Here is an 18,594-nt window from a genome sequence, read left to right as displayed (position 1 = left end):
ACTTTGGTCACAAACTACAAACTTGTAATTGAGAATGCTGTGACCAATTGGTTATCCGGGCAGCGGCCACTGCGGCCGACGTTCGTCGAAAGCGCAGGTCAGCCGGTGGGCTCCGACGGCACCTCGGCACGCTGCGCTGCGCGCTTGCTACGCACCTGCAGTACCCGGGTGAGCACGGTCGCAACCGTCACCACGACCATCAGAACAATGGTCAGCGCAGTCCAGGAAAAGGTCGGCGTCTGCAGCTGGCTGACGAAATTCTTTGCGGCCTGTACCGGGTTTCCGGCCGTTTTGGCGACGTCTTGACCGGCTTCCAACGTCACCCGGTCATAGGTGGTGCTATACGTGCCGGCCCACCCCGGACTGATGACGAGGACCGTCGATCCGGGATAGGCATGGCCGACTTCGGTGGCAATGTCGCGAAGCGGAGTGTCGATCGGCGGGTTTTTCGGCACCCAGACGACTTTGAGGTCGATGCCCTTTTGCTTGGCATCGGTGACCACCTGGCGCAGGCCGGCGACGTCGACGTCCTTGGGCGCACTGACACCGTCGTCGCGGACATCGACCAGGACCTGGCTCAGGCACTCGCCGGGGGGTGTCGCCGGGGACGCTCCGACGGTCGCGCACACCTCTACCGGGATATAGAGAGGAATCTGCGGCATCGTCACGGTGATGACCGTACCGCGGGCGCTCGAGCGCTTGCGCGAAGAGCGGCCGACACCGATGAGCGCTTGCGCGAAGAGCGACTTCCAAAGTGGGTACACCCTGCGGGTGCGGATTCGCCCGGGCGCACGGAAAATCGGCCCGCCGCCCCGGTGAAACAGGACAAGCGTACTGCTAGGATCGCAGGTGCCGGCGACAACAGCCCGCCGCCGGCCGACAACTTAACTGGGAGTGAATGTGAGCAGCGCAGAATCGGCCAACTCGTTTGATGCCCGCGACACCCTGAAGGTCGGCGACAAGAGTTACGACATCTATCGTCTTGACGCCGTCAAAGGAACCGAGAAACTCCCCTACAGCTTGAAGGTGTTGGCCGAGAACCTGCTTCGCAACGAAGACGGGTCGAACATCACCAAGGAGCACATCGAGGCCATCGCGAATTGGGATCCCAAGGCCGAGCCCAGCGTCGAGATCCAGTACACCCCCGCCCGGGTGATCATGCAGGACTTCACCGGCGTCCCGTGCATCGTCGACCTGGCAACCATGCGTGAGGCCATCGGCGAGTTGGGCGGTGATCCCGACAAGGTCAATCCGCTCGCGCCGGCCGATCTGGTCATCGACCACTCCGTGATCGCCGACCTCTTCGGGCGCGAAGACGCGTTCGAGCGCAACGTCGAGCTGGAATACGAGCGCAACGGCGAGCGCTACCAGTTCTTGCGTTGGGGCCAGGGCGCTTTCAGCGACTTCAAGGTGGTGCCGCCGGGCACCGGCATCGTGCACCAGGTCAACATCGAGTACCTGGCCCGGGTGGTGATGGAACGCGACGGCGTCGCCTATCCCGATACCTGCGTGGGCACCGACTCGCACACCACCATGGTCAACGGACTCGGCGTGCTGGGCTGGGGCGTCGGCGGCATCGAGGCCGAGGCCGCAATGCTGGGCCAGCCCGTGTCGATGCTGATTCCGCGGGTGGTTGGTTTCAAGCTGACCGGCGAAATCAAGCCCGGGGTCACCGCCACCGACGTCGTGCTCACCGTCACCCAGATGCTGCGCGAGCACGGCGTCGTGGGCAAGTTCGTCGAGTTCTACGGCGAGGGCGTGGCGGAAGTGCCGCTGGCCAACCGCGCCACCCTGGGCAACATGAGCCCCGAATTCGGTTCCACCGCAGCCATTTTCCCGGTCGACCAGGTGACCATCGACTACCTGAAGTTCACCGGGCGCAGCGACGAGCAGTGCGAGCTGGTCGAGGCGTACATGAAGGAACAGGGCATGTGGCACGAGCCCGACAAGGAGCCGGAGTTCTCCGAATACCTGGAGCTCGACCTCGCGTCGGTGGAGCCGTCGATCGCCGGGCCGAAGCGCCCCCAGGACCGGATCCCGCTGTCCAACGCAAAAGCCGCCTTCCGGCGCGACATCAAGAACTACGTCGGCGACGACCCCGAAAAGAAGGAGTACAGCAAGGTCGACGAGGCCGTCGACGAGACGTTCCCGGCCAGCGATCCGGCCGCGATCTGCTACTCGGACGACGGCGAGGCAGACCTTCGCTCGGCGGCCAACAAGTCGGAGGGTCGACCGTCCAACCCGGTCAAGGTGAACTCCGAGGACCGCGGCGAATTCATCCTCGACCACGGCGCGGTGGTGATCGCAGCGATCACCTCCTGCACAAACACCTCCAACCCCGAGGTGATGCTGGGCGCCGCCTTGCTGGCCAAGAACGCAGTGGACAAGGGCCTGACCTCCAAGCCGTGGGTGAAGACGTCACTGGCCCCCGGCTCGCAGGTGGTCACCGACTACTACGAAAAGGCCGGGCTGACACCGTATTTGGAGAAGTTGGGCTTCTACCTGGTGGGCTACGGCTGTACCACGTGCATCGGCAACTCGGGGCCGCTGCCCGACGAGGTCTCGCAGGCCGTCAACGACAACGACCTGGCGGTCACCGCGGTGCTGTCCGGCAACCGCAACTTCGAGGGCCGTATCAATCCCGACGTCAAGATGAATTACCTGGCGTCTCCCCCGCTGGTCATCGCCTACGCGCTCGCCGGCACCATGGATTTCGACTTCGAGAACGACTCGCTGGGCCTGGACAAGGACGGCAACGACGTGTTCTTGCGCGACATCTGGCCGGCGCGCGAGGACATCTACGCCGCCATCAACGATTCCATCAATCAGGAGATGTTCACCAAGAACTACGCGGACGTGTTCAAGGGCGACGAGCGGTGGCGCAACCTGCCGACGCCCGAAGGAAAGACGTTCGAGTGGGACCCGGAGTCGACGTATGTGCGCAAGCCGCCGTACTTCGACGGTATGCCGGCCGATCCGGAACCGGTCAGCGACATCAAGGGTGCGCGGGTGCTCGCGCTTCTCGGAGATTCGGTGACGACCGATCACATCTCGCCGGCCGGCAGCATCAAACCCGGCACCCCGGCGGCTCAGTACCTCGACGAGCACGGCGTGGAGAAGAAGGACTACAACTCCTACGGTTCGCGGCGCGGCAACCACGAGGTGATGATTCGCGGGACGTTCGCCAATATCCGGCTGCGCAATCTTCTGCTCGACGACGTGTCGGGCGGCTACACGCGCGACTTCACCAAGGGTGGCGAGCAGGCGTTCATCTACGATGCGGCGCAACACTATGCGGAGCAAGGCATTCCGCTGGTGGTGCTCGGCGGTAAGGAGTATGGGTCGGGGTCGTCGCGCGACTGGGCGGCCAAGGGCACGCGGCTGCTGGGTGTGCGCGCGGTGATCGCCGAGTCCTTCGAACGCATCCACCGCTCGAACTTGATCGGCATGGGCGTGATCCCGTTGCAGTTCCCCGAGGGCAAGTCGGCGAAGGATCTGGGTCTTGACGGCACCGAGACCTACGACATCACCGGGATCGAGGAACTCAACGACGGCAAGACGCCGAAGACCGTGCATGTCAAGGCATCCAAGGAAGGCGGCGACGACGTAGAATTCGACGCGGTGGTGCGCATCGACACGCCTGGTGAGGCCGACTACTACCGCAACGGCGGCATCCTGCAGTACGTCCTGCGCAGCATGCTGAGGTCCTGACCGGCCGCCACATGCCCCGAGTCAGCGAGGAGCACTTGGCGGCTCGTCGACGTCAGATTCTTGACGGTGCTCGACGTTGCTTCGCCCAATACGGCTATGACCGGGCGACCGTGCGTCGGCTCGAAGAGACGATCGGGATGTCGCGGGGGGCGATCTTCCATCACTTCAGGGACAAGGACGCGTTGTTCTTCGAACTGGCCCGCGAGGACGCCGAGCGGATGGCCGACGTCGCCTCACGCGAGGGCCTGATCCAGGTGATGCGCGACATGCTGGCCGCACCGGAGCAATTCGATTGGCTGGCAACGCGTTTGGAGATCGCCCGCAAGCTGCGCAACGATCCTGCGTTTCACCGCGGCTGGATGCAGCGGTCCGCGGAACTGTCGGCGGCGACGTCGGCGCGGCTACGTCGGCAGCGCAAAGCGGGGCGCCTGCGCGACGACGTACCCGGCGATGTGCTGCAGTGCTATCTGGATCTGGTGCTCGACGGACTTGTGGCGCGGCTGGCGTCAGGCGAGGATCCCAAACGGCTCTCCGCGGTCCTCGATCTCGTCGAGGAGTCAGTGCGCAGCCGCTAGCTGACGCGTCTGCGGGTGTGGTTTGGGCCGCCGCGCCCGCGCATCGTGGTGCCCGATTCACGCAACATGCTGTGAATGGAACCGTATGAGCGGCCAGTCGATGCGACCAGCTTCCTGATGCTCGCCCCGTGTTCGTATTCGTTGCGAAGCTCGTGTAGCAACTCCGTGCGTTGCTTGTCCGGCTTTCTCATCGCCATCTCCCCGCTGTGAAAGCATCCGCAGTTTGCAGAGTAGGGGCAACGACGCGGCGATGGAGGCGATTGACCGAAATCGGTTGGTGTTTCAGGCCAGCTCGATGAGATCGCGGTAGTCCTCCGACCAGAAGTCTTCAGTGCCGTCAGGCAGCAGCACCACCCGCTGCGGGTCGAGTGCCTCCGCGGCGCCGGGATCGTGGGTGACCAGAACCACCGCGCCGACGTAGCTGCGCAGCGCGTCGAGCACTTGCTCGCGCGAGGCAGGGTCCAGGTTGTTGGTGGGCTCGTCGAGCAAGAGCACGTTCGCGGTCGAGGCCACCAGCCCGGCCAGCGCAAGCCGCGTCTTCTCGCCACCGGACAGCGTGCCCGCGAGTTGTTCCAGCTGCGGGCCGCTGAACATGAACGCGCCCAACAGACCTCGCAGCTCCTGGTCGCCGGAGTCAGGTGCTGCGTGCCGGATGTTCTCCCACACCGTCGCTCCGTTGTCGAGCGTGTCGTGCTCTTGCGCGAAATATCCGATCTTGCAGCCGTGTCCGGGTTCGACGACGCCGGTGTCGGGGGTTTCGACGCCGGCCAGAAGCCGCAGCAGTGTGGTCTTGCCAGCGCCGTTGAGCCCGAGCACGACGACGCGCGAGCCGCGGTCGATCGCCAGGTCGACGCCGCTGAACACCTCCAGCGAGCCGTACGTCTTGGTCAGGCCCGTGGCTGTCAGCGGTGTCCGGCCGCACGGTGCGGGCGTCGGGAACTTGATGCGCGCCACCTTGTCGGCGATGCGTTCCTCGTCCAGGCCGGCCATCATCCGGTCGGCGCGACGCAGCATGTTCTGTGCGGCAACAGCTTTCGTGGCTTTGGCGCCGAGCTTCGCGGCTTGTGCCCGCAGGGCTGTCGCCTTGCGTTCGGCGTTGGCGCGTTCCCGGCGGCGGCGTTGCTCGTCGGTGGCCCGGGCGTCGAGGTACTTCTGCCAGCCCATGTTGTACACGTCGACCTCGCCGCGGACCGCGTCGAGGAACCAGACTTTGTTGACGACGTCGGCGAGCAGCTCGACGTTGTGGCTGATCACCACCAGACCGCCGCTGTGGTTCTGCAGGAAATCGCGCAGCCAGCCAACCGAGTCGGCGTCGAGGTGGTTGGTGGGCTCGTCGAGCAGCAGCGTGGTGTCCGAGCCGGCACCGGTGTCGGAGGCGGCGAACAGAATCCGGGCGAGCTCGACGCGGCGACGCTGTCCGCCGGACAGGGTGTGAAGTGGCTGCATCAGAACGCGATCGGGCAGGCCGAGGCTGGCGCAGATCCGCGCAGCCTCGCTTTCGGCGACGTATCCGCCGAGCGCGGCGAACCGCTCCTCGAGTTGCCCGTAGCGGCGGATGGCTTTGTCGCGTTCGGTTTCGTCGACAACCTCCGCCATGACGGCCTGCTGCTTTTCGAGCTCGGTCATGAGCGTGTCGAGGCCGCGGGCCGACAACACCCGGTCGCGGGCGATGACGTTGAGGTTGCCTTCCTTCGGATCCTGTGGCAGATAGCCGATCTCGCCTCTGCGTTGGATGGTGCCGGCGTAGGGCTCCGCCTCTCCGGCGAGGATCCGCATGGTGGTGGTCTTGCCGGCACCGTTGCGGCCGACCAGGCCGATGCGGTCGCCGGGCTGCACCCGCAGCGCCGAACCCGCCGCGGACAACAAGATCCGCGCGCCGGCGCGGACCTCAAGGTCCGTTGCGGTGATCATGGCCGATGTCCCTTACTTGTCGTCGGTGAAGACCGGTGCGCGTTTTTCGGCACGCGCGGCGACGGCCTCTTCGAAGTTGGAAGTGAGCAGACGCACGAACAGCTGCCCGAGGCCTTCGGCCTGCATGTGTCCCTCCAGGGTACTGGCGTCCAGTCCAGTCCACAGCGTGCGCTTGGTCAACTCGATTCCCGGCCGGGAGAATGCGGCGATCCGATCGGCGATCTGATAGCACGTTTCGAGCAGTTCGTCGCCGGGCACGGTACGCGACACCAGACCGATGCGTTCGGCTTCGTCGGCGTGGATATCGCGGCCCGTCAGCATGACCTCGAAGGCGCGCGACGATCCGATCGCACGTGGCAGCAGGTAGCTCAAGCCCAGTTCGCTGGCGGTCAGGCCGTTGTTGATGCCGGCGGCCCTGAAATAGGCGGTTGTCGAGGCGATGCGGATGTCGGCGGCCAGGGCAAGGCACAGTCCCCCGCCGATCGCGGCACCGTTGACCGCGGCGATGACGGGTTGGTGCATGCGCCGCAGGCCGAGGATGACGTCGTCGAGAATCTCCATCGAGCGAAGCGCATAGGTGGGCCGGGTGAGGCCGGCGACGTTGGGCACGGATCCGGCGGACTTGTGGTCGGCGCCCGAGGAGAAGCCGCGGCCGGCGCCGGTGAGCACGACCACACGCACGTCGTTGTCGTAGGTAATGTCTTCGATCACCGCCTTGAGCGGAACCATCACGTCGAACGCCATGGAATTCATGCGCTCGGGCCGGTTCAGTGTGACGAGCGCGACGTGCGGGCGCGGACGGTCGACCAGGACGAAGTCGTTGTTCACGGATTGCACGCTATCGCGTGCGGGCGGTCAGACCTGTTCGCCGTCGTCTTGTGCGTGCTGTGCGGCGAGCGCGGCCTCCACGTCGAGCGCCTCAACCTTCTGGACCAGTTCCTCGAGCATGGCGGGGCTCAGCGCACCGGCCTGGTTGAACACCAGCGTGCCTTTCTTGAAGGCCATGAGCGTGGGAATGGCGCGGATTTGCGCCTGCGTTGCGAGTTCTTGTTCGGCTTCCGTGTCGACTTTCGCGTACACGATGTTCGGGTGCTTTTCGGACGACGCCTCGAACGTGGGCGCGAATTGCTTGCACGGGCCACACCACGACGCCCAAAAGTCGAGCAGCACGATCTCGTTGCTGTTGATCGTTTCGTTGAATTCTGCGGCGGTGAGGTTTCTGGTTGCCATGGTCAGCCCAACGTCTTCGGTTCGAGATATGTTCCGAAGTCACGCGACGCCGCTGACCAGCAAGCCGCAGAGCAAGACGACCACCCATGCCGCGAGGATCACCGGAATCACCCATTGTGAGGCGTCGCGGCTTTTCGGTTGCAGTTGCTGGGCTATCGCCGGCACAGCCATGATTTGCGCTCCTTCATTTCGTGGCTAACGGTTCGGGTAGCCACGTCGGGAATTCGGCAAACGTCGGTACCACAGGTAGAGGTCAGGACAGCGGCTCCGTCTGCAAGGCCGCAGTGCTTTCGGATCACCTCGACGCAGCGCGGCCGTTGCCTCGTCGGTGGTGCCGATCATCAGCTCCATCAGCACCACATCGGGAACGATAATTCGCTCGTCCGCACGTATTCGGTCCGCCAGCCAGCAGCTGGCGCGCGAGTTCGTGGTGTTGAGGTAATCGTCTTAGACGGAAGTGTCGACGATCACCTACCGGTCAGCACCGGGATAGTTTCCTTCGGACGAGAACGACTCGATCTCATCGTTCGTGTAGTCAAACGCGCTCCCCCGTCGCGCAAGAGCCTCGTCCAGACCCAATGGCCCACCCACGAGCCTGCGCAACACGAGATCGACTGCGCTCTTCTTGGAATCAAGCCGGTATATCCGCTGCGCGAGGTGTACACCACATGGACACGGCAGTAACCGGTTTCCGCCGTAGAGGACGTTGGCGCGCGACTAGTTCGAGTGCGTGGAATTGACGTGCGATACGCGCTTCGCACTGCATTGAGTCGAGGAGGGCATGCCTGCATCGAGTGGCCTCGCTTGGCTCCCTGCGCCGCGATGGCGTCGCAGACGTCCTCGGGTAGGTCGCGGATCTGCAGGGCAACGGTCATCGGGCCGCGCCGCCGGGGTAATCGATGTGCGCCTTAGACAGTGAAGCCCAAGGCGCGCAATTGTTCTCGGCCCTCGTCGGTGATCTTGTCCGGGCCCCAGGGCGGGTTCCACACCCAGTTGATCTTGATCTCGTTGACCAGCCCTGCGCCGACGAGCGCTGTGCGCGACTGATCCTCGATGACATCGGTCAGCGGACACGCCGCGGAGGTCAGCGTCATGTCGATCAGCGCCACGGTGCCCTGTTCGCCGCGCTCGACGTTCAACCCGTAGACCAGCCCCAAGTCGACGACGTTGATGCCCAGCTCAGGGTCGACGACGTCGTGCATCGCCTCTTCCACGTCGGCCAGCAGTTCGTCATCCGGCAATTGAGCGGCCGTTTCGCTCATCGTCCACCTCCACACGTTCGCTGGCCTGCGCCAGCGCTGCATCTGCCGCGCTCGGCTGTGCGAGCGCGTCGTTTTCCGCGCTGGCTTGGGCCAGCGCATCTTTGAACGCCATCCACCCGAGCAGCGCGCACTTCACGCGTGCCGGATACTTCGCCACTCCGGCGAAGGCGATGCCGTCTCCGATCACGTCTTCGTCGCCCTCAACAGTCCCCCGCGACGACACCATCTCAGTGAACGCACCCACGATGTCGAGTGCCCGGTCGACGCTTCGGCCAATCACCTGGTCGGTGAGCACCGACGTCGCCGCCTGGCTGATCGAGCAGCCCAGCGCCTCATACGAAACATCCGCGACCCGGTCGCCCTCCAGCGCCACTCGCAGCGTGACCTCGTCCCCGCACGTCGGGTTCACGTGGTACACCTCGGCGTCGAACGGCTCCCGCAGCCCCCGATTATGCGGGTGCTTGTAGTGATCGAGGATCACTTCCTGGTAAATCTGCTCCAGCCGCACCTCACGCCCCGCCGAAGAAGTCCACCGCCCGACGGACGCCGGCCACGAGCCGGTCCACCTCGTCGAGCGTGTTGTACACCGCGAACGACGCACGCGCCGTCGCCGCGATCCCGAACCGGCGATGCAGCGGCCAGGCGCAGTGATGCCCGACCCGCACAGCCACGCCGTCGTCGTCGAGCACCTGCCCGACATCGTGGGCGTGCACGCCGTCGACGACGAACGACACAGGCGAGCCGCGATTCTCGAGCGACGTCGGACCGATGATCCGGACTCCGTCGATAGCCGACAGCCCCTTCAGCGCGGCGGCGACGAGTTCGCGTTCGTGCGCCTCCACGTTGTCCATGCCGATGGCCCGCAAATATCTTGCAGCCGCGGCCAATCCGACCACTTGCGAGGTCATCGGCGTGCCAGCCTCGAAACGCTGCGGGGCCGGCGCGTAGGTGGTGGCCTCCATCGTCACGGTTTCGATCATCGACCCGCCGGTGATGAACGGCGGCATCGCGTTCAGCAGCTCACGGCGGCCGTACAACACGCCGAGCCCGTTGGGGCCCAACATTTTGTGGCCGGAGAACGCCGCATAATCGACGCCGAGCTCATGGAAGTCGACCGGCTGGTGCGGTACCGACTGGCAGGCGTCCAGCACCGTCAACGCCCCGACATCCCGAGCCCGTGAGACCAACTCGGCAACAGGCGCCAACGCACCGGTCACGTTCGAATGATGGCTGAAGGTGACCACCTTCACGCGTTCGTCGAGTGCGAACGAATCGAGGTCGATCCGGCCGTCGTCCGTGACGCCGTACCAACGCAGCGTCGCACCTGTGCGAAGCACCAGCTCCTGCCACGGGACCAAATTCGCGTGGTGCTCGAGCTCCGTGGTGACGATCACGTCGCCAGGTCCGACCGCATTGTCGAATCGCTTGTCGCCCAACACGTATGCGACGAGGTTCAGCGCTTCGGTGGCGTTCTTGGTGAACACCATCTCGTCGGCATCGGCGCCGACGAACGCCGCGATGTCTGCGCGGCCCTGTTCGTAGGCGTCGGTGGCCTCTTCCATCAACTGATGAGCACCGCGGTGTACGGCCCCATTCGACGTCGTCAGAAAGTCGCGTTCGGCGTCGAGCACCTGCACCGGCCGCTGCGACGTCGCGCCGGAATCGAGGTACGCCAACTGCTTTCCGCCGCGCATCACCCGCTTGAGGATGGGGAAATCGGCCCTGATCGCGTCGACATCCAACGACGTCGCCATGGTTATGCCCCCGTGGCGGCTTTCTCGGTGAACCGGATGTAGCCGTTGGCGTCCAGCTCGTCGGCCAGTTCCGGGCCGCCGGACTCGATGATGCGCCCGCCGACGAACACGTGCACGAACTGCGGCTGGATGTACCGCAAGATTCGGGTGTAGTGGGTGATCAGCAGGATCCCGCCGTGGGTTTTCTCCGCGTAGCGGTTGACGCCTTCGCTGACCACCCGCAGCGCGTCGACGTCCAAACCGGAATCGGTCTCGTCGAGGATCGCAATCTTCGGTTTGAGCAGGTCGAGCTGCAGGATCTCGTGACGCTTCTTCTCGCCGCCCGAAAAGCCTTCGTTGACACTGCGTTCGGAGAACGACGGGTCGATGTCGAGGTCGGCCATCGCGGCCTTGACCTCTTTGACCCAGTGCCGCAGCTTCGGCGCCTCACCCCTGACAGCGGTCGCGGCGGTGCGCAGGAAGTTCGACATCGACACGCCCGGCACCTCGACGGGGTACTGCATCGCCAGGAAGAGCCCTGCGCGAGCGCGCTCGTCGACGGTCATCGCCAGTACGTCCTCGCCGTCGAGCGTGATCGACCCGGACGTCACCTTGTACTTGGGGTGGCCGGCGATCGCATACGACAGCGTCGATTTTCCGGACCCGTTGGGGCCCATCAGCGCATGCGTTTCGCCCGACTTCACGGTCAGGTCGACGCCTTTGAGGATGGGGATATCCTCGTTCTCATTGGGAGTGACGCTGACGTGCAGATCCTTGATCTCGAGTGTGGTCATTGCGATGCTCTCGATTCCGTGATCGCTAGTTCTTTTTCGATGGCTTCCGTGAGTCGCTCACGCACTGCACGCACGGCGATCTTGTTGATGATCTCGTTGAAGAAACCGCGGACGATGAGCCGGCGCGCTTGGTCCTCCGGGATGCCGCGCGCCTGCAGGTAGAACATCTGCTCGTCGTCGAATCGTCCTGTGGCACTTGCGTGCCCGGCACCGAGAATCTCGCCGGTCTCGATCTCGAGGTTGGGGACCGAGTCGGCGCGAGCACCGTCGGTCAGAATCAGATTGCGGTTGGTCTCGAACGTGTCAGTGCCTGTGGCGTTGGCGCGGATCAATACGTCGCCCACCCAGACGGTGTGGGCGTCCGGCTTGTGCGAGTGCGGATCGCCTTGGAGCGCACCCTTGTACAGCACATCGGAGCGGCAGTTCGGCTGAGCGTGGTCGACGAGCAGTCGCGACTCGAAATGCTGGCCGTCGTCGGCGAAATACGTGCCGAGCAATTGCGCGTTGCCGCCGGGTGCGCCGAAACGCACGTTCACTGTGGTGCGCACGACGTCGCCGCCGAGTGTCACATTGACGTGCCCGAGCACGGCGTCTTTGCCCAGCCGTGCGTGATGGGCGCTGACATGCACCATGTCGTCGGCCCAGTCGGCGATCCAGATCACGCCGAGCGCGGCCGAGTCGCCGACGATGATCTCGACGTTGTCGGCGTAGGTTCCGCTGCCCCGCAGGTCGACGACGACGATGGCGCGGGCGAGTTCCTCGACGCGGATCTGCAAGTGCCCGTAGGCCACCGCGTCTTCGCCTGGTCCCGTGATGACGACCTCGATCGGCGTGGCCACCTCGGTGTCGCGCGCGACGGTGAGGATGGTTGCCTCGTCGAATGACGAGAATGCTTGCGCGGCAACCCGATCTGCGGGCACACCGCCCTGTCCGAGGCGTTCGTCGCCGCGCCTGACGCGCTCGACGGTCACACCTGGCTGCTCGCTGACATCGACGGTGGCGGCGCCGGTGGCGGGTGCCGATCCGTCGTGCAGGCCCCTGAGCCGCTTCAGCGGTGTGAACCGCCAGATCTCGTCGCGGCCGCTGGGCACCTCGAACAAGTCGACGTCGAAGGAGGTGAAGACCTCGCCTTTGTTGGCGGCAGTGAGGGCCGAACCCTCTACCGCCTCTGTCAGGTTCGTCATCTAGCCGACCGCACCTTCCATCTGCAGCTCGATCAGCCGGTTGAGCTCCAGCGCGTACTCCATGGGCAACTCCTTGGCGATCGGCTCGACGAAGCCGCGCACCACCATCGCCATCGCCTCGTCCTCGGTGAGGCCGCGGCTCATCAGATAGAACAGCTGATCTTCGCTGACCTTCGAGACGGTGGCCTCATGACCCATCGTGACGTCGTCCTCGCGGATGTCGACGTACGGGTAGGTGTCGCTGCGGCTGACCGTATCGACAAGCAACGCATCGCATTTCACGCTTGACTTGCTGCCGTGCGCGCCCTTGTTGACCTGAACCAGGCCACGGTAGGACGCGCGGCCGCCGCCGCGAGCCACCGACTTGGACACGATGTTGCTCGACGTGTTCGGCGCCAGGTGAAGCATTTTCGCGCCGGTGTCCTGGTGCTGGCCTTCGCCGGCGAAAGCCACTGACAGCACTTCGCCCTTGGCATGCTCGCCGGTCATCCAGACCGCCGGGTACTTCATCGTCACCTTGGAGCCGATGTTGCCGTCGATCCACTCCATCGTCGCACCCGCTTCAGCGCGGGCACGCTTGGTGACCAGGTTGTAGACATTATTCGACCAGTTTTGAATGGTCGTATAACGAACGCGCGCATGCGGTTTGACGATGATCTCGACAACAGCGGAGTGAAGCGAATCCGACTTGTAGATCGGTGCCGTGCAGTTATGCACTGCGAACCCGTAAGCGAGGTAGCTGTCCGGTGCCGCGACATCGAGATTAAACACCGGCTCATGGGCCTCACGGACGGACCGCTTCTTGATCGGAACGAGGAAGTAATCACCGCAGTCCCGCGCCTGTTTCGGGCCGTGGCCACCTTCGGTCCACTGGACCTGATAAATGTCCTTGCGCATGATGTTCCGACCTTGAATGACGCCTGGCCCACCCGGTCGACGCAACTCCACAGTGGCGTAGTGGCCGAGACGAGCAAGGATCGACTGCAGTTGGAACGCCCAAATCCGGGACGTTGTGTGTACGCGCTTCCATTCCGCGCCACCACGCTTGGTGATGTTGCCGTCGCCGCTGACATAGGCGTCGACGAGCTCGCGCAGGAAGATCTCGTCCTGACGCATCAGCAGATCCGACAGTTTCTTGTTCGCAGATCCGACGCCGACGTTGTCCCGCATCGCCGCGTAGCCGGCCTTCGTGTAGACGGTGACGCGCGCGGAGTGCTTGTGTTCCTCAACCAGAACGGAGCCAGCCGTCTCGTAGAGCGACTTGCATGCCTGCCGCACTTCCTCGACGTAGTCGAACTCGTCGCTGTGGAACGAGAAGATCAGCGACTCGCAGCCGTTGGTGAGAGTGGCGTGTCCCTCCGCCAGGTAGTAACCGGCCAGCCGTGCGAACTCCAGAGGCAGCACCGTCTTGTGCGGCACAGGCTTCGGCTTCGCATAGACCAAGAAGTCACCTTCTGCCACGTCCTTGGCCGCGATCCACCGCGGCTCGGCGCACGCCGACTTCTTCGAGTCGACTTCCGGCTTCCAACCGTTACGCGGCTGACGTTTGACCAGAACCTCACTGCGCGGGACAGCAAGCACCGGATGCTCGGCCGTCACCTCGAAAGCATTCGCAGGCGACATGGGGGTGAACTTGAACAGCTCGCCGTTGAGATCGCGCATCTGCACCGCGGTCACACGATGAGCCCGACCGTCGTGGCCGAGAACGTAATCGCCGACCTTGATCTCTTCGATCTTCCGAAGATCACCGTCGGCCGTCGTGATGAGTTCGCCAGCCGGCAGGCATCCCTCCACATAGTGCACATAGGCACCCTCGTCGGCGATGATCAACGTCCGCTCGAATTGGCCCATATTTTCGGTATTGATGCGAAAGTAGGCCTGCAACGGGATATCAACGTGCACGCCTGGCGGCACGTAGATGAACGACCCGCCGGACCACACTGCGGTGTTCAGAGCGGAAAACTTGTTGTCCCCGGCCGGAATCACCGTGCCGAAGTACTGCTTGAAGATGTCTTCGTGTTCCTTGAGACCCGTGTCGGTGTCGAGGAAGATAACGCCTTGCGCCTCGAGGTCTTCGCGGATCTGGTGGTAAACCACCTCCGAGTTGTGCACCACGAGGCCTTCGGCGACGAAGTTGTGCGGACCGTCGACCTCGATGTCGTACACCGGCTCAACCGCGTAGGGCTCGATCGACGTGACCCGCTCGAAACCGAGCCAGTCGTTGCAGTGCGCGCGGATCGTGGTGCCGTGCGCGCCGTTCGAGGAGTGGAAGTAGGCGCGTCGCCCGAAGCGGTCGGTTCGCTTGATGTTTCGGCACCCGAGGCGTTCGAAGTCGCCGGAAATGCCAAGCCGCCAGGCAGTCTGCATGCGCTCCGGAGCATGGCGGTATGGCTGCGTGAACGACCACGGCCCGCTTGCCCTCAACCCGGAGAGTTCGGCCAACTCCCGCGCTTGACGGATCAACGGCTCGTTGGCACACGTCAGTGAGATCGAACCGCTCTTATCGGGGCCCACGTACCCGTCGGCGTCGACCCAGCCACCAAGGAATGCGAGTCGCTGATCGACCGGCAGCCCGTACACCCAATCCGGAACGTGCTTGGTCAACGACAGGCCGGCAAAACCGATCTCAGTGATCCACTCCGTCAGCGCCTTCGAGTTCACGACAACGCGATATTCGTCGGCCTCGATGCACCGCAGGCCAAACTGATCCTTGATCACGCGAGCCAGTTCAGCGCGCAACTCGACATCCGTAGCGGGAACCGCGAACTGGACCCGGTACGTCTTCGACGAAAGATGCAGGTTGCCGTCGCCGATGTAGAGGCCGAGCAGCCACATGAGATCGACATTGCTGGCGGCCGGAGTTGTGAGTCCCGCAACGGTGGGAAGCGCCGCCTCGATGCCGAATTCCGGAAGCTGCCGCGGCACCGCAATGAAGTCGCCCGGCTTCAACTCGCCCACCGTGACCCAACGCCGGTGATACCGAGCTCGCTGACGCCCCGGCTTACGCTCGTCGCGCAGCACCAGGATCGGGTGGTTGTCCGTGGCACGGACGCTGCGACGGGTGGTCTTGACTTCGTACGTCTGACGGGTGTCTGTCTGCGCTGCCGCTTTGACCGGCGCGACCACGAAGCGCTCAGCCGCTTCGTCGTAGGCGAAAACCCGGTCGCCGTAAGCGATCTCCTTGATCGGAACCTCGCCGCGGTTGGCTGTCCACACCAGCGTCTCGCCTGCCAAGCATTCGTACTGAGCCGCTACACCGGCGATCAGTCGCTGCTTTTCCGCCTCCGGAATGCCCAGCCTGTCGTAGGTGTTGCGGATGTCCTCTGGCAGATCGTCCCAAGAGGCCGCTTGCTTTTCGGTGGAGCGCACGAAGTACTTGATGTTGTCGAAGTCGATGCCCTCGAGGTTGGACCCCCACGTCGGCATCGGCTTGCGCTGGAAGATCCGCAGGGCCTTCAGACGCTGCTGCAGCATCCATTCCGGCTCGTTCTTCTTGGCCGAGATGTCGCGCACCACGTCTTCGTCCAGCCCACGCCTGGCGCTGGCACCTGCGACGTCGGTGTCCACCCAGCCGTAGCCGTACCGGCTCAGCGAGGCGATGGCCTCCTCCTGGCTGAGCGGTTCGCCCACCTTGTGGGACGAGGTGTCCGGCGTCGCGGTCATATCGAAGCTCCTTCGAGGGTTGTGCGGCTTCGGCGCGGGCTGGCTCCCGCAGCGTCATTCAGTGGTACGTGGGTGGTGCAGGCGCAGTCGCCGTTGACGATCGTGGCGAGCCTTTGGACGTGCCTGCCGAGGATCTCCGCGAACGCGTCGCGCTCGGCCTGGCACAGCTCCGGAAACTCTTCGGCGACATGGGAGACGGGGCAGTGGTGCTGACAGATCTGGATGCCTTCGACCGCGCCGCGCACCCGCGTCGTGGTGGTCGCGTACCCGGCCTCGGTCAACGCCGCGGCGACGCGCTCCGCAGTGGCCTCCACGTCGTCGGGACCGTCGCTCACTCCAGCCAAGATCGTGTCGATGCGGCGCCGCGCAAACGTCTGCACCGCCTCTTCCCCGCCGATTTCACGCAGCTGGCGCATGGCCGCCGCGGCAAGATCGTCGTAGGTGTGGCCCAGCTTGGCCCTGCCGGCCGCGGTCAGCCGGTATCGCTTTGCGGGGCGCCCGCGGCCGTGCTGCTGCCACGACGCCGCCGGGCTGGCTTGCGCCTCCCCCGCTTCCAGCAACGCATCCAAGTGCCTGCGTACGCCCGCGGCGGAAATGCCGAGGCGCTCCCCGATCTCACCCGCGGTGATGGGTCCGGACTCCAGCAGCAGCTGGACGATCTCGCCACGCGTGTGACGGTCGATTGCCGGACGGATTTTCACAACACCATTGTGACGGAATTGCCCGACACATTCTACGAAGGGCACCCTAACCGCCACGGTGAGATGAGCCACTAGCCCAACTCGTTACGCTGCACAGATGGCAGTTCGCCGCCATGGCTCCCTGAGCTCGTCGATTGCCCGCTGGCACGGCGATGAGCGAACTGTCGGCTCGCCGCTCAACGATGCCGAAGTCGTAGCGCTACGGCGCACCCGGCTCTTCGGCGCCACCGGGACCGTCCTGATGGCCATCGGGTCGCTTGGGGCGGGCGCGCGGCCCGTCGTCCAGGATCCGACATTCGGCGTCCGGCTGCTCAACCTGCCGTCACGCATCCAGACCGTCTCGTTGACGATGACCACCACCGGTGCCGTGATGATGGCGCTGGCCTGGCTCATGCTGGGCCGCTTCGCGCTCGGCGACCGCCGGATGTCACGAAGCCAGCTCGACCACACCCTGATGCTGTGGATGCTGCCGTTGCTCATCGCGCCGCCGATGTACAGCAAGGACGTCTACTCCTACCTGGCGCAGAGCCAGATCTCCGCGCTGGGCCTGGACCCCTACAAGGTCGGCCCGGCGCCGGCGCTCGGCCTCGACCACGTTTTCACGCTGTCGGTGCCGAGCCTCTGGCGGGACACGCCAGCGCCCTATGGGCCGCTCTTTCTGTGGATCGGTCGGGGCATCTCGACGCTCACGGGCGAGAACATCGTCGCGGCGGTGCTGTGCCACCGGCTGGTCGTGCTGATCGGCGTCGGGATGATCGTCTGGGCGACGCCGCGGCTGGCCCGGCGCTGCGGCGTGGCAGAAGTCAGCGCGCTGTGGCTGGGGGCAGCCAACCCGCTGCTGCTCATGCACCTGGTCGCAGGCATCCACAACGAGGCTCTGATGCTCGGCTTGATGCTGACCGGCACCGAGTTCGCGTTGCGCGGCGTCGAGTCCGCTGAGCCGCTGACACCGCGGCCGCTGCGCTGGCCCCGCGAGCGCAGCGAATGGGCGCACTTCTCGCCGCTGGCCATGCTCGTGCTGGGCGCGGTGTTGATCACGCTGTCGTCGCAAGTGAAGCTTCCCTCCCTGCTTGCACTGGGTTTCGTGACGATGGCGCTGGCCCGCCGCTGGGGCGCCAACGTTCGCGCAGTGGTCGGCGCGGGTGGACTGCTCGGCATGCTGTCGCTGGCCGTGATGGCGGCGATCGGCTCGGCCAGCGGACTCGGCTTCGGCTGGGTGAACACGCTGGGAACAGCGAACGTGGTGCGCAGCTGGATGTCACCGCCGACGCTGCTGGCGCTGGGCACCGGTCAGGTGGGAATTCTGTTGGGCCTGGGCGACCACACCACCGCAGTGCTGTCGTTGACGCGCGGCATCGGCGTGTTGATCATCGCGGTCATCGTCTCCTGGCTGCTGATCGCCGTGCTGCGCGGACGTTTGCATCCGGTCGGCGGCCTCGGCGTGGCGTTGGGCGCGACGGTGCTGCTCTTCCCCGTCGTGCAGCCCTGGTATCTGCTGTGGGCGATCATCCCGTTGGCTGCCTGGGCCACCCGGCCGCGATTCCGGATCGCGACGATCCTGGTCACGCTCGTGGTCGGCATCTTCGGCCCGACGGCCAACGGTGACCGGTTCGCGTTGTTCCAGATCGTCGACGCGACCGTCGCCAGCACCGTGATCGTACTGATTCTCATCGCGGCGACCTACTCGATGCTGCCCTGGCGCAGCGTGCCGCACCCCGTAGCCAGCAGCGAAGAAGCCAGCGAGCCGGCGCCAGCGCCACTCACCCCGGCGCCCGAACCGACCCCCGTGCCCGGCGCATACGCTGAGTCTCCGTGAGCCCGACGCCACCG

At 64.9% G+C, this 18,594-nt stretch carries 16 protein-coding genes and 1 pseudogene; 3 read left to right on the top strand and 14 right to left on the bottom strand.

What is annotated here, in order from left to right:
- Positions 1-98: 98 nt before the first annotated feature.
- Positions 99-662 (bottom strand): Rv1476 family membrane protein, encoded by a 564-nt coding sequence (locus tag AC5Y4C_RS07225; protein ID WP_499964630.1) that lies wholly within the window; start codon positions 660-662, stop codon positions 99-101.
- Positions 663-900: 238 nt separating this feature from the next.
- Here AC5Y4C_RS07225 and AC5Y4C_RS07220 point away from each other — a divergent pair, with 238 nt between their 5' ends.
- On the top strand, positions 901-3,711 hold the full coding sequence (locus AC5Y4C_RS07220) for an aconitate hydratase (RefSeq protein ID WP_499911956.1): 2,811 nt from the start codon (positions 901-903) through the stop codon (positions 3,709-3,711).
- An 11-nt stretch (positions 3,712-3,722) separates the two neighbouring features.
- Complete coding sequence (locus tag AC5Y4C_RS07215; protein WP_499911954.1) at positions 3,723-4,286, top strand: TetR/AcrR family transcriptional regulator; 564 nt, start codon at positions 3,723-3,725, stop codon at positions 4,284-4,286.
- Here the strand turns inward: AC5Y4C_RS07215 and AC5Y4C_RS07210 are convergent.
- From AC5Y4C_RS07210 to AC5Y4C_RS07150, 13 genes and pseudogenes are all read right to left on the bottom strand, one after another.
- Positions 4,283-4,477: a helix-turn-helix domain-containing protein gene (locus AC5Y4C_RS07210; RefSeq protein WP_499964599.1), complete on the bottom strand. Its 195-nt coding sequence runs from the start codon at positions 4,475-4,477 to the stop codon at positions 4,283-4,285. The genes AC5Y4C_RS07215 and AC5Y4C_RS07210 overlap by 4 nt on opposite strands.
- Before the next feature lie 91 nt (positions 4,478-4,568).
- Positions 4,569-6,197: an ABC-F family ATP-binding cassette domain-containing protein gene (locus AC5Y4C_RS07205; RefSeq protein WP_499964597.1), complete on the bottom strand. Its 1,629-nt coding sequence runs from the start codon at positions 6,195-6,197 to the stop codon at positions 4,569-4,571.
- A gap of 12 nt (positions 6,198-6,209) precedes the next feature.
- The gene (locus tag AC5Y4C_RS07200; RefSeq protein WP_499964596.1) at positions 6,210-7,034 is read right to left on the bottom strand and encodes an enoyl-CoA hydratase; all 825 of its coding nucleotides are present in this window, start codon (positions 7,032-7,034) and stop codon (positions 6,210-6,212) included.
- 18 nt (positions 7,035-7,052) lie between these two features.
- Complete coding sequence (gene trxA / locus AC5Y4C_RS07195) at positions 7,053-7,427, bottom strand: thioredoxin (RefSeq protein ID WP_499964595.1); 375 nt, start codon at positions 7,425-7,427, stop codon at positions 7,053-7,055.
- A 39-nt stretch (positions 7,428-7,466) separates the two neighbouring features.
- Positions 7,467-7,598, bottom strand: a complete 132-nt coding sequence (locus AC5Y4C_RS07190) for a hypothetical protein (protein WP_499911938.1) — start codon at positions 7,596-7,598, stop codon at positions 7,467-7,469.
- Between the two features lie 129 nt (positions 7,599-7,727).
- Positions 7,728-7,868: pseudogene (locus tag AC5Y4C_RS07185) on the bottom strand (PIN domain-containing protein); the annotation flags it as partial.
- 467 nt (positions 7,869-8,335) lie between these two features.
- Complete coding sequence (locus AC5Y4C_RS07180; protein ID WP_499911935.1) at positions 8,336-8,689, bottom strand: metal-sulfur cluster assembly factor; 354 nt, start codon at positions 8,687-8,689, stop codon at positions 8,336-8,338.
- The gene (gene sufU, locus AC5Y4C_RS07175; RefSeq protein WP_499964593.1) at positions 8,658-9,197 is read right to left on the bottom strand and encodes a Fe-S cluster assembly sulfur transfer protein SufU; all 540 of its coding nucleotides are present in this window, start codon (positions 9,195-9,197) and stop codon (positions 8,658-8,660) included. The genes AC5Y4C_RS07180 and sufU overlap by 32 nt, the downstream gene beginning before the upstream one ends.
- Position 9,198: 1 nt before the next feature.
- Entirely contained in the window at positions 9,199-10,443 is a 1,245-nt protein-coding gene (locus AC5Y4C_RS07170) for a cysteine desulfurase (protein WP_499964591.1), read from the bottom strand.
- Positions 10,444-10,445: 2 nt separating this feature from the next.
- Positions 10,446-11,216 (bottom strand): Fe-S cluster assembly ATPase SufC, encoded by a 771-nt coding sequence (sufC, locus tag AC5Y4C_RS07165; RefSeq protein ID WP_499964589.1) that lies wholly within the window; start codon positions 11,214-11,216, stop codon positions 10,446-10,448.
- On the bottom strand, positions 11,213-12,400 hold the full coding sequence (gene sufD, locus AC5Y4C_RS07160; RefSeq protein ID WP_499964588.1) for a Fe-S cluster assembly protein SufD: 1,188 nt from the start codon (positions 12,398-12,400) through the stop codon (positions 11,213-11,215). Before sufD ends, sufC begins: the two co-directional genes overlap by 4 nt.
- The gene (gene sufB, locus AC5Y4C_RS07155; RefSeq protein WP_499964586.1) at positions 12,401-16,063 is read right to left on the bottom strand and encodes a Fe-S cluster assembly protein SufB; all 3,663 of its coding nucleotides are present in this window, start codon (positions 16,061-16,063) and stop codon (positions 12,401-12,403) included. It abuts the gene before it with no gap.
- Entirely contained in the window at positions 16,060-16,764 is a 705-nt protein-coding gene (locus AC5Y4C_RS07150) for a helix-turn-helix transcriptional regulator (RefSeq protein WP_499911921.1), read from the bottom strand. The genes sufB and AC5Y4C_RS07150 overlap by 4 nt, the downstream gene beginning before the upstream one ends.
- A gap of 97 nt (positions 16,765-16,861) precedes the next feature.
- Here AC5Y4C_RS07150 and mptB point away from each other — a divergent pair, with 97 nt between their 5' ends.
- Positions 16,862-18,580 (top strand): polyprenol phosphomannose-dependent alpha 1,6 mannosyltransferase MptB, encoded by a 1,719-nt coding sequence (mptB, locus tag AC5Y4C_RS07145; protein ID WP_499911919.1) that lies wholly within the window; start codon positions 16,862-16,864, stop codon positions 18,578-18,580.
- The last annotated feature ends 14 nt before the right edge of the window (positions 18,581-18,594 follow it).

It is taken from the genome of Mycobacterium sp. NGS35 (assembly GCF_059812855.1).
Note: the sequence above shows the minus strand (reverse complement) of the source record. Positions and strands in the feature narration are given on the sequence as shown.